Raw genomic sequence first — 11,313 nt, forward strand, 5'->3', positions numbered from 1 at the left:
CCCCCGAAGATCTCAGCATCGTCAACAATGCGATTGCCTTGGCCGAGGAGCTGGTCAGCAACCATTTCAAGATGTCCACCAATCAATGGCTGCGGCTCAAATATGACGTCAAAACCCTGGCGTCTCTGAACTCCAGCGAAATCGTGGCGGAGCCATTCGCCCAAATCGTCCGCTACGAGGGCAAACGCGAGGGCAAAGAGCTGGGCTCGGCGGCCTATGACTTCTACAAGATTTGTCTGCAGGACCACAACATCCTCAAGGCGCTTGCCAAGGCCCCGGGGCTCGCGCTCTTTCCTTTCATTCTCTACATCGTGACCCATGAGCTGGTTCATGTTGTGCGGTTCAACACCTTTCTGCAGAATTTCGATGCCTCTGCCGAAGAACGACTGGCCGAGGAGTCCCGCGTGCATACCATCACCCATCTGATTCTCACCCCCATCCGCTGCACGGATCTGTCACCGGTGTTGGCCTATTTCAAGGAATGGCGCAAACCCTTCGAGGGCTTAGCCAGCCCTTGACGGCCCGGGAGCGCGCCCGCCCAAAGCCTCCAGTTGAAACCATGCGCCCGCGGCCTTAAAAATTTTTGCGGTCGCCTTGACAACCCGAATCAACTGAATATATTTGGCCAGGTTTTTCAGGGAAAAGCACAACTAGAGGATTTATAAAGATTTTTTTCCCGGAGGTAATAAATGCCAATTTATGAGTTTGAATGTACCCAATGCGGTCACATCCAAGAAGCTTTTCAGAGGATTTCCGATAAACCGCTTGAGACGTGCAGTCAATGCTCCGGCAAGCTTCGCAAGCTTATCTCCCACAGCAGCTTCCACCTAAAGGGAACCGGCTGGTACGTTACTGACTACGCCAAGTCCACGAAAGGTTCCTCTTCCCCGGCCGCCGAAAAAAAGTCGGAATCCAAACCGACTGAGAAGGCTGCATCAAGCGACAGCGCACCCAAAAAAGCATGATGTGACACCCCCCTGTAAGACTACTAAAAAAGCGCAGGGATAGTCCCTGAAAACAGAGATTTCGTCTTCAGAAAGATGGTTTGACTCAGACGGAGATACGCAGCAACCACCTGAAAAGCTAAACAAAACCGCCTCAAACGGCAACAGGTTGACTTCACATTTTAAATGGCGGTGTTTCGGGGCGCAACGGGCGCCCTCCCCCACCCCAAACAAAAGCCTTTCGGCAAAGAATCTAAACACAAAACCAAGGAGAAAAGAAGCAATGAAACTCAGACCACTGCAGGATCGCATCATCGTTCAACGCGTTGAGGAGGAGAGCAAAACCAAGGGCGGTATCATCATTCCGGACTCCGCCAAAGAAAAACCCGCGGAGGGAGTCGTGATCTCGGTTGGCAAGGGAAAAGTGGCCGATGACGGCAAACTCATTCCGATGGAGGTCAAAGAGGGGAATCGCATCTTGTTTGGCAAATACTCGGGCACCGAGGTGAAGGTTGAGGGTGAGGAATATTTGATCATGCGCGAAGACGATGTGCTTGGCATCATCGAATAACTCGGTTCACACTTATATAAAGGGAGGAAATATCGAAATGGCAAAACAGATTAAGTATGACATGAAAGCCCGCGAGGCGATGCTCAAGGGTGTCAAAACGCTTGCAGATGCAGTGGTGGTCACCCTTGGCCCCAAAGGCCGCAATGTGGTGATCGACAAGTCCTGGGGCTCCCCCACCGTGACCAAGGACGGCGTCACGGTGGCCAAGGAGATCGAACTGGAAGACAAATTCGAGAACATGGGCGCCCAGATGGTCAAGGAAGTTGCCAGCAAGACCTCGGACATGGCTGGTGACGGCACTACCACGGCCACCGTTCTGGCGCGCTCGATCTACGAGCAGGGCCAGAAACTGGTTGCCGCCGGCAACAACCCCATGGCCATCAAGCGCGGAATCGAAAAAGCGGTGGAGGTTGCCGTCAAGGAACTCCAAAAAATTAGCAAGCCCACCAAAGACCAGCGTGAAATCGCCCAGGTGGGTACCATCTCGGCCAACAACGATGAAACCATCGGCAACATCATCGCCGAGGCCATGAACAAGGTCGGCAAAGAGGGCGTCATCACCGTCGAGGAGGCCAAAAGCATGGAGACCACCCTGGAGGTGGTTGAAGGCATGCAGTTTGACCGCGGGTATCTTTCACCTTACTTTGTGACCGACCCTGAGAAGATGGTCGTGTCCCTCGATTCCCCCTACATTCTGATCAACGAGAAAAAAATCAGCAGCATGAAAGACCTCCTGCCCATTCTCGAGCAGGTTGCCAAAATGGGCAAACCCCTGTTGATCATCGCCGAGGATGTCGACGGCGAGGCCCTGGCCACTCTGGTGGTCAACAAGCTCAGGGGCACATTGCAGGTCGCGGCCGTCAAGGCTCCGGGCTTCGGCGATCGGCGCAAGGCCATGCTGGAGGATATCGCCATTCTGACCGGAGGTCAGGTGGTTTCCGAGGACCTCGGCATTAAACTGGAGAACGTGGCCCTGACGGATCTCGGCAAGGCCAAACGGATCGCCATCGACAAAGACAACACCACCATCGTTGACGGCGCCGGAGCCCGCAGTGCGCTGGAGGGCCGCGTCAAGCAGATCCGCGCCCAGATCGAAGAGACCACCTCCGACTACGACCGTGAGAAGCTCCAGGAGCGGTTGGCCAAGCTGATCGGCGGGGTGGCCGTAATCAACGTCGGTGCTGCCACCGAGACGGAAATGAAAGAGAAAAAAGCGCGTGTTGAAGACGCCCTGAACGCCACCCGCGCGGCGGTAGAAGAAGGCATCGTCCCCGGCGGTGGCGTGGCCCTGGTGCGCTGCCTGGCCGCGCTGGACAAGATCAAGATCAAAGCCGACCAGAGGCTGGGTGTCAAGGTCGTAATGCGCGCCGTCGAGGAGCCGCTGCGGCAGATCGCCAACAATGCCGGTTTTGAAGGCTCGGTTGTGATCGACAAAGTCAAGGCCTCCGAAGGGGCTTTCGGCTACAACGCTGAAACCAACGTCTACGAAGACCTGATTGAGGCCGGCGTGATCGACCCGACCAAGGTCGTGCGCTTTGCCCTGCAGAACGCTGGCAGCGTGGCCGGCCTGATGCTCACCACCGAGGCCATGATCGCCGACAAACCGGAAGAAAAATCCGAGGCCATGCCGGGGGCCGGTGGCGGCGGCATGGGTGGCATGGGCGGTATGGGTGGCATGGGCGGCATGATGTAGCCCCCCTCCATCACAGACACACGGCAAAAGCACCCCATAAAAGCCTGCACGCGAATCAGCGTGCAGGCTTTTTTCATTTAGAACGCACAATGACACGGCCCCATAGTCAAGTTTACTTCAGATGTTCCGATACTAACTTTGATGAACCGGCGACAAGAGACCCCAGGGTTAACCACTGAAAATTCGGAGCAATCGATGTTCAAAAAAAGACTGTTGAGCGTTTTGGGCAGCGTTTTCATCCTTTCCACCCTCTTTTCCCACTCCCAGGCGATGACCGCGGCGCCTCAGGCGCCGGCACTCGCCCAGGAGACCGGCTACTACTACACGGTCAGAAAAGGAGACACTCTCTGGGACTTATCCGAGCGTTTCTTCGGCTCCCCATTTCAGTGGCCAGAGCTCTGGAAAGAAAATTCCCAGATCCCCAACCCCCACCTGATTTTTCCCGGGGATCGGATCAGCCTTTTTCAGGGCCGATGGCGTGACGGTTACCCCGCGACCGCGAGCGACGGCTCCGGCCAATTGAACCGGGCCGGATTTTTCACCTATCACGGGATGGACCGGATCGGCTTTATCCGTGAAGAGCCGATGACCCCCTTCGGAACCATATTTAAAACCGCCGAAGACAAAATGATCGCCGGCACCCATGATCTGGTCTACATCAAGCAGGCGGCCGATACCCCGCTTGCGGTGGGATCGCTTTTTACCACCTACCGTGTTTTCAACCCCCTGATCGAAAAAAAGACCCGCCAGAAAATAGGGTTCCAGCATTATATGACCGGCGTCGTTGAAATTACCCAGTCCAATGCCCACATTGCGGTGGGTAAAATCGTCCGGGTGTACCGCGAAATTCGCGTCAACGACCATTTGATCCCCTACCAGGACCGATCCTCAGAACTCAAACTTCAGGCAAGCCCGCCCGACATGACCGGCAAGCTGATCATCTCCGAGGAGAACACGGTGGAAATGGGCGACAACACCATCGCCTTTATCGACAAGGGGGCCAACGACGGCATTCAACCGGGGCAGGTGTATGCCATTTACGATCAGCAGTATTGCCGTATGGATCCCCAGTCCAAAGATGTGATCGCGCTGCCGGCCGATGACTTTGGGAAATGCCTGGTGCTGCATGCCGAGGATACCACCGCCACGGTTCTGATCACCGAAGCCCGGCGCAACATTCAAGCGGGACTCCCCATTCGCACCGTGCACCACTGAAGACGGCCGGTAGGACGTCCAGGCCAGGACAGGCGCCGCCCCAAAAATAATGACAGGCCCCCTTTGGTGAACCGTTGCCCAAAGGGGGTCTGTCATTTATCCGAAAAGAAAAACCCCGGCATGACCACACCTCCGGGAACCTGACCCAACCGCCTCAGCCCCCTTCCCGTCCGGGCTTCACACCTTCTCCCACGTCACCCGCAGCACTTCCTCGACCGTTGTAATCCCGGCCAGCATTTTCTGAATGGCGCTTTCCCGCATGCTGACCATGCCCTCCCGGACCGCCTCGGCCGCAATGGCGTGGGCATCGGCCTCGGGGGTGGTCAAGCGGCGGATGGCGTCCGTGTAGGGGATCACCTCGTGAACAGCGGTGCGGCCGAAAAAGCCGGTCCCGCGGCAGCGCTGGCAGCCTTTACCGCGCCGCAGGCTCACCTCCTCCATGGAGTTTTTGGCGACGGCAAGCCCCATCCGGAGCAGTTCTTCGGCGCCAAGCGTATAGGATTCCGCGCATTTTTCGCACACCTTGCGCACCAAGCGCTGGGCAACGATGCCGACCACGGTGGCCTGGATGAGAAATGACGGAATCCCGAGATCGATCATGCGGGTGATGGCGGAGGCCGCATCGTTGGTGTGAATCGTCGAGAGCACCAGGTGGCCGGTCATGGCGGCCTGGACGGCGTTTTCGGCGGTCTCCAGATCGCGCATTTCCCCGATCATGATGATGTCGGGGTCCTGGCGCAGAATATTGCGCAAAATCGAACTGAAGGTGATGTTGACCGCCGGCTGCACCGCAATCTGGTTGAAATCCTCGTGAACCATTTCAATGGGGTCTTCGACGGTGGTGATGTTGATCTCGGGGGTCGACAACTTGCGCAGGGTCGAGTAGAGGGTGGTGGATTTGCCGCTGCCCGTCGGCCCGCAGACCAGCACGATACCGTGGGGTTTGCCGATGATTTTGCTGTAGCGTTCAATGTCGGTCGGGCTGAACCCGAGGCGGTCGAGATCCTGGAACAAGACGTCCGGGTCCATGATTCTCATGACCACCTTTTCGCCGAAGGCCACCGGCACGGTGGATACCCGGATTTCCAGCTCCTCCCCGCCCTTGTCGGTCTTGATGCGGCCGTCCTGGGGTCTGCGCTTTTCGGCCATGTCCAGTCGGGACATGTTTTTGATCCGGCTGACAATGGCGAAGTGGACCTTTTTGGGCAACTCGTAGACGGTGTGCAGGACACCGTCGATCCGCATTCTGACCAGGGTGGTGTCCCGCTTGGGCTCGATGTGGATATCGCTGGCACGCTGGTCGAAGGCATAGAGCAGGAGATGGTTGACCGCATTGACGATGTGCTGATCGTTGGAGGGCAGCTCCTCCACCGACTTCAGCCGCACGTATTGCTCGAGATTGCCCAAATCGACCAGGGGGGAGGAAAACTGGTTTTCCGCCGCGATAATGGAGCGTTTGAACCCGAAAAATTCATTGATGATCTTGATGATATCCGCCCGCGGGGTCACCACCGGACTGATCCGCAGGTTTCGCACGCGGGCGATATCATCCATGGCCTCGAGGTTGAACGGGTTGCAGGTGGCCACGATCAGGGTGTCTTTTTGGATCTCGACCGGCAGAACCAGGTGCTTGCGGGCAAACGAGCGGGGGATGGTCGTCGTAACCAGGTTTAAATCCAGTTTGAGGGGATCGATCTTGCGGTAGGGGATTTTCCATTGGGCCGCCAAGGCCTTGTACACCACCTCCTCATCCAGGCCCATGCAGGCATTGCCGGAGCGCTCCAGATTGCGGGCGGTGAGCAAGGTGATGATGTCCACCGCGCAGGACTCACCATTGACGCCGGACCCGTTGCCGTCCTCCTTGCGCCCCAGCCGGTCCGCCAGCCGTTTTTTGAGGATCTCCTTTCTCCCGAGGATTCTTTTTGCCTGATCGCGGGAGAGCACCCCCTGGCTTAAGAGCGCTTTGCAGACGCTGGCGTCCGACAGTGGGTTGCTGAGGTCGATTTGCATAGAGTTCTGGTCTCCCGAGAGGTGAATCCGACCGCCTTAAAACCGCGTGCCGACTGCGCAACTGTGCTGAAAAACCCCTGCGCCACCGCCAGCGAGCGCGGTTCGAAAAGCGCGGGGTTGCCCGGCGCCGGGCGCTTTGGATCCCAACTGCCGTTTAGGGTCTTTCAGAAACGGTGGGCCCGTCGGCGGCGGTTTGAATCTGCCGGTTGAAGGCTTTGACGCCCGTTTCATATTCCTGCCGTGTGTTTTCGTAGGCGGCAATCCGGGCGTTTAAATCACGGACTTGGCGGGCGTAATCGATCGCAGCCGGATCATCGCTGGCAGGCTGAACCAGTGGAAGCCTTTCCTTGACCTCGGCAATCTCCCGATAGGCCGCGTCCAACTCGCTTTTGAGGGTTTTCAGCCGGGTCTCCAAGGAGTTGGTGTCTTCCGGGCGCCCAATTGGATTGTCCTGGGGCTGAGCAACGGCAGGGACCGCACCGATGATTTTTTGCTGCGATGCCGTATCCCCGAGATCGCGATGGACCTGAAGCGTCACGCGTTGGTTTTCAGGAACAGCCTCGATGGCGTCGGTAAAGTGAACGACGCCGCTGGCATCACGGTATTGGTAGTACCCCGCCCAGCCGCAGGCCGGCAGCAGACCCAATACAGCCCATATCATGAATTTTTTGAGAAACATCTCGCCTCCAGCGATTAAAATGGCGATCAGCCAAAGCGACGGGTGGCCTGGTGACGGCCCTCGGGTTTAAACCGAATCCCACCGTCTCCAGGCCACCGCGACTGCCAAAATCTATTGCGCTTGCGGCGCCGGCAGCTTCCAGAGAGAGCGAATCACCCGCTCACCCTCGAGTTCGTAGCCCACCGGGGTCCCCGCCGCAAACGATCCGCTGCTCATAGGCTCCCCACCCTCACCATAAAAGGAAACCGATGGAGATAACCGGAAAAAGGAGTCGTCGATGACGATCTCACCCGCCCCCATCCGATCGATGACCCCAACGCCCTGAAATTCAACCTGGAACCCATCCTCGTGTTGGGGGGTGGCGTCGGTAAGGGTATCGGCCCGTGCCGCCGACCCGGCCCAGGGAATGAACCCCACCACCAGTTGGAGCAGAAAGCAGCCGATGAAAAACATGATTTTACGATTAAAATTTTTCAAGCAACAGCCCTCCCTGTTTATTTGCCTTCGATTTCGCGCCAGGAAGACATCCCCAGTTGGATCTTTTTCTCTTTGATGGGAATGACTGACCCATCGGAGTTGCTGAAATATTTGACCTCGATATCGGTGCCCGGGATTTCAGCCACCGCCGGTGCATGCGGCATGCCCTGCACCTCTTTGCGGCTCAGGGAGCTTTTTTGGGATTTGGCCGAGGAGCCGATATCCACCAGATCGCGGGAATCGATCACCCCGTCGTTATTGGCGTCAAATTGCGCGCTGATGGTGCGTCCGCCGCTGCAGGCGTTCATTTCCGTCAGGTAGGAATACCCGCCCGAGCTGCATGGCGAAGAGGACGGAATGGAGGAGACCATGATGGCGATGGTATCCCGGATGATGACATCACGGACGGTGCGCTCCCCGGTGGCGGGCAGGTCGAAAAACCACCCCACATGCTGCCCGGTTGCACTATTGGGGATGTACCAGTTGATTTTATTGTCGCTAAGAATCCCGTATTTTTCCCCAAAAAAACTGCCGTAATAGATCTGGGTCTGTTCCTGCAGGGTCGCGTTGATGCCAAGCGCTGCAAGGTTTGAGAGCTGGCGCCCGGGGGTAAATTCACCGAAATACTTGCCCGCGCTGTCCGCACCGGAAACTTCCCAGGCCCTGGCCCAATCCCAGATCCCGTAAAGGCTCTGGACGCTGTTGTCGGTGAAGTCATCGTCACCCAGATACCGCCCGGTCCCGAAAATCACCAGATAGCCCAATCTGTTGAAGCGGCAGTGGGCCATCACGTCCGGTTGGGTGGTGATGGGCTGCCGGTGCCCTTCCCGGTTTTTGGCCACGAAAAGGGGCTGGGGGTCACCGGCCGTGCCGTAGGCGACTTTCCAGAGCATGGCGGAGTTGGCCGTGAGGTCGAATTTCCACAAATTGCCCAGAAGGTCGCCAGCATAGGCATAATCCACCATGCCATCCAGGTTGTGGTCGATCAGCACCGGTGTGGAAAGACCGTTGCACTGGTCATCGGCGGTATCCTTGATGCCGTCGGGTCCCCAACCGCCGGCGCCGGTGTCGATTTTGGCCAGCAGCTGCCCGGTATAGGCATTCTGGATGAAAAGAACCGCCTTCTTGTTGTAGCTGTCGTAGCCGTTGCCGAAAATTACGAAGGGGCCGCCGGCGTTGGAGTTGAAGATAAAGGCCCGGCTGAAGCTGTAGCCGAGGTCCGCCCAGTCCGGGTCTGCAAAAACCGGATCGGACGGGTCATAAACATTGTCCGGGTCGGGCGTGCTGCTGGGATTGGGGTACTCCCATTTGACGATCCCGTTGGCGTTGGTTTCGGCGTTGGCGTTGGCGGTGATGTCCAGGCAAAAATAGCCCTTGCCGCCTTTGCCGAGACCGCCCACCAAGTAAGTTCTGTCGCCGACCTTGCCGGCATAGGGCGAATTGTCCACAAAATAGGTGTGGGCATAGTTGGGATTGGGAACGGTCAGTTTGTTTAGATTCTTAAACACCAAGCGCGGAGCGTAGGCAAAGACCTCCTCACCGGTTTCGACGTCAAAGGCGTGCAGCATGCCGTCGTTGGCACCGACGTACAGTGTGTCGCCATTTTTCAGAGGTGCCGAGTGCACGATGTCGCCCAACCTGCTGCCGCGGCTCCTGAAACCCAAGCCGTTTGGCTGCTCGTTTACCGTCTCGCCGCGCAGGTAATCCAACATTTTCCCAGCCGTATCGAGGTTGGCATCCAGATGGGGCAGCAGGGCGGTGTTCAGATCGAGGGCGTCTTTTCTAAAGGGCACCCCGTTTGCCCCGTTCCAGGTGATGATCTGGCGGGTTTGCCAATCCCGGTGGTTGAGCTGGTCTTCAGCAGACCACTTGGCCGTGGGCTTGAGCGCCCCGACCGTGAGGCTGGGATCGGCTTCGGCCTCCTCCTGGGACACCAGTTCAAATGCTTTGATATCGCCGGTCCAGTTGTTGGCGTCATACAGCCCCTGGAAAAGCACCGTACCGGTCTGGAGTTCCTGAGAGCTGATGGCCACCGAGGCGCCGGTTCCGATGCGCTCCTCGATCTTCTGCTTGATAGCGTTTAAGGCTTCCACTAGCAGCTCGGGATTGCCCGCACTGAGGAAGTCGCCGCGGCCGTTGCGTGAGGCATGCAGCAAGTCGTCTATTTTATGCCGATCGTTGACGGCTGGGTCCTTATTCCAGACGCAGTCCTCGGGGGGTGACGTCGAACAGTAGTCCGCCGGCAGGGTGCCGATGACCCCGAAGGAAACCCCGAAGGTCACCATGTGCTGCTGCCGGTTCTGGTCCAGTCCGTGGGTCGGAACCAGGTCCGCCAGGCTCGAGAGATCTTTGTTGTAATATAAAGCGGCCACGTCGGCCAAGGTGTTGGAGAAACCGTCGCTATCGTTGTTGCCCACCGAAGGGGAATCCCCGTTCCAGTAGCCGTCGGTCATCACGATGGCAAACGACTGCTGGCAGGCGCCGCCGTCGTCAAAGCTCACGTAGGGTGAAGCCCCGATACCGCCGGTAGCGGTGTCGGTTTCATCGAAATACTGCCCGACCCGTTTGAGCCCCAACCGCAGCGGCGTGCCGCCGCTGGCGATGTAACGCGGATTGGTGCTGCCGGCGGTGTATAGCATATTCAGGAGCCGGCCCTTGCCCTGGCTGGTGTCGCTGAGGTCGTCACTCTTGTCGACGGGAATAACCTCCTGGGCGATGCGCTCATGAATCGTGTGCAGACCAATATTGACGTCATGCATGTTGGCGATCACCTGAGACACGGCCGCCTTGGCGGTCAAAATACGCCGCCGGTAGTAGGAATACCAGTTGACGAAGTTCTGACGCTCCTGGGTGTAAGTGCGCGGGCTGCCGTCGACGTTGAGGGGCCAGACCCCCAGCGCCAGGGCCGCGGCCTGGGACAAATGGGCTCCCCGGGGAGCAATTTCACCGTAGTCCAAGCGATCGTTGTTGTTGGTGTCGACGAAGGGAAAGATGTGAATATCGCCGTCCAGTTCCACCAGGTAGGTGTTGCCGTTTTTCTGGAGGTAGTAATGCGCCCGGTGGATTTCCCGATCGCCGGCCGCAGCCACATCATTGAAGGTATAAGTTCCCAGAAGATTCCACTGCCCGTCCAGGCTGCTGTCGTTCTGATTCACCCGCACGGTACCTAAAAGGGCGCCGCTGTTGTTGTAGATGCGATAAGGCGCATTGGAGGCTCTTGTTCCGGCCCGTGTCCAACTGGCATACACCCGGTATTGGCCGGCGGCGGGCAGGTTCGGCTTCCAGGTGGCCACGGCGCCGGCCGTGTTGGCGTATTGGGAATGTCCGGAGTTGGCGGAAAACCCTGAAATGGCCGGATAATACCCATAGGTGCCGGAGGAGACCGGCCAGCTGCCGGATATCTCGAAGCCGCTGGGGCTCTCGTTGTCGACGATGACCGTCTGGCCGCCATCGACCTTGACGAACCGCACCCCGTCGGCGCAGGTGGAGCTGCCGTCGTTTTCGCGGGTCAGGGTAACCCGAATGCCCCCGCCCTTCAACACGAGGTAGGGTTGAGCTTCCAGGTCAAATGTGTAGCTGCGGGCCGGGTTGGACCGCGGCGCGGTAAGCGGTGCATTGCCATCCGCATCGCCGTATCCCAGGAGCGCGTGCACTGCGGGCCAGGGTACGTAAGTTGAGGTGGGGTTGTAAAACATGGTGTTGTACTCGGACCACTGGGATTTCC

The 11,313-nt window shown here is 58.0% G+C and carries 9 protein-coding genes; 5 read left to right on the forward strand and 4 right to left on the reverse strand.

Going from position 1 to position 11,313, the window contains the following annotated elements; all coding sequences use genetic code 11:
* The 5 genes from LJE63_15735 to LJE63_15755 all read left to right on the forward strand — a co-directional run.
* Positions 1 to 518: hypothetical protein (locus LJE63_15735; protein MCG6908054.1), on the forward strand; the 518-nt coding region annotated here is incomplete at its 5' end.
* 171 nt (positions 519 to 689) lie between these two features.
* Positions 690 to 965 carry a zinc ribbon domain-containing protein gene (locus LJE63_15740; protein ID MCG6908055.1) on the forward strand — a complete coding sequence of 92 codons (276 nt, stop codon included), beginning with the start codon at positions 690 to 692 and terminating at the stop codon, positions 963 to 965.
* Between the two features lie 262 nt (positions 966 to 1,227).
* Positions 1,228 to 1,515, forward strand: a complete 288-nt coding sequence (gene groES / locus LJE63_15745) for a co-chaperone GroES (protein MCG6908056.1) — start codon at positions 1,228 to 1,230, stop codon at positions 1,513 to 1,515.
* A 37-nt stretch (positions 1,516 to 1,552) separates the two neighbouring features.
* Positions 1,553 to 3,208, forward strand: a complete 1,656-nt coding sequence (groL, locus tag LJE63_15750) for a chaperonin GroEL (GenBank protein MCG6908057.1) — start codon at positions 1,553 to 1,555, stop codon at positions 3,206 to 3,208.
* Between the two features lie 195 nt (positions 3,209 to 3,403).
* Entirely contained in the window at positions 3,404 to 4,423 is a 1,020-nt protein-coding gene (locus LJE63_15755; GenBank protein ID MCG6908058.1) for a LysM peptidoglycan-binding domain-containing protein, read from the forward strand.
* Between the two features lie 177 nt (positions 4,424 to 4,600).
* Here LJE63_15755 and tadA read toward each other — a convergent pair whose 3' ends face one another.
* The 4 genes from tadA to LJE63_15775 all read right to left on the reverse strand — a co-directional run.
* The gene (gene tadA / locus LJE63_15760; GenBank protein MCG6908059.1) at positions 4,601 to 6,433 is read right to left on the reverse strand and encodes a Flp pilus assembly complex ATPase component TadA; all 1,833 of its coding nucleotides are present in this window, start codon (positions 6,431 to 6,433) and stop codon (positions 4,601 to 4,603) included.
* Between the two features lie 154 nt (positions 6,434 to 6,587).
* The gene (locus LJE63_15765; protein ID MCG6908060.1) at positions 6,588 to 7,112 is read right to left on the reverse strand and encodes a DUF4124 domain-containing protein; all 525 of its coding nucleotides are present in this window, start codon (positions 7,110 to 7,112) and stop codon (positions 6,588 to 6,590) included.
* A gap of 111 nt (positions 7,113 to 7,223) precedes the next feature.
* Positions 7,224 to 7,589, reverse strand: coding sequence for a hypothetical protein (locus tag LJE63_15770; protein MCG6908061.1), 366 nt, complete (start codon positions 7,587 to 7,589; stop codon positions 7,224 to 7,226).
* A 17-nt stretch (positions 7,590 to 7,606) separates the two neighbouring features.
* On the reverse strand, positions 7,607 to 11,313 hold a 3,707-nt coding region (locus LJE63_15775), incomplete at its 5' end, for a hypothetical protein (protein MCG6908062.1).

It is taken from the genome of Desulfobacteraceae bacterium, assembly GCA_022340425.1.
Taxonomy (GTDB): Bacteria; Desulfobacterota; Desulfobacteria; order Desulfobacterales; family JAABRJ01; genus JAABRJ01.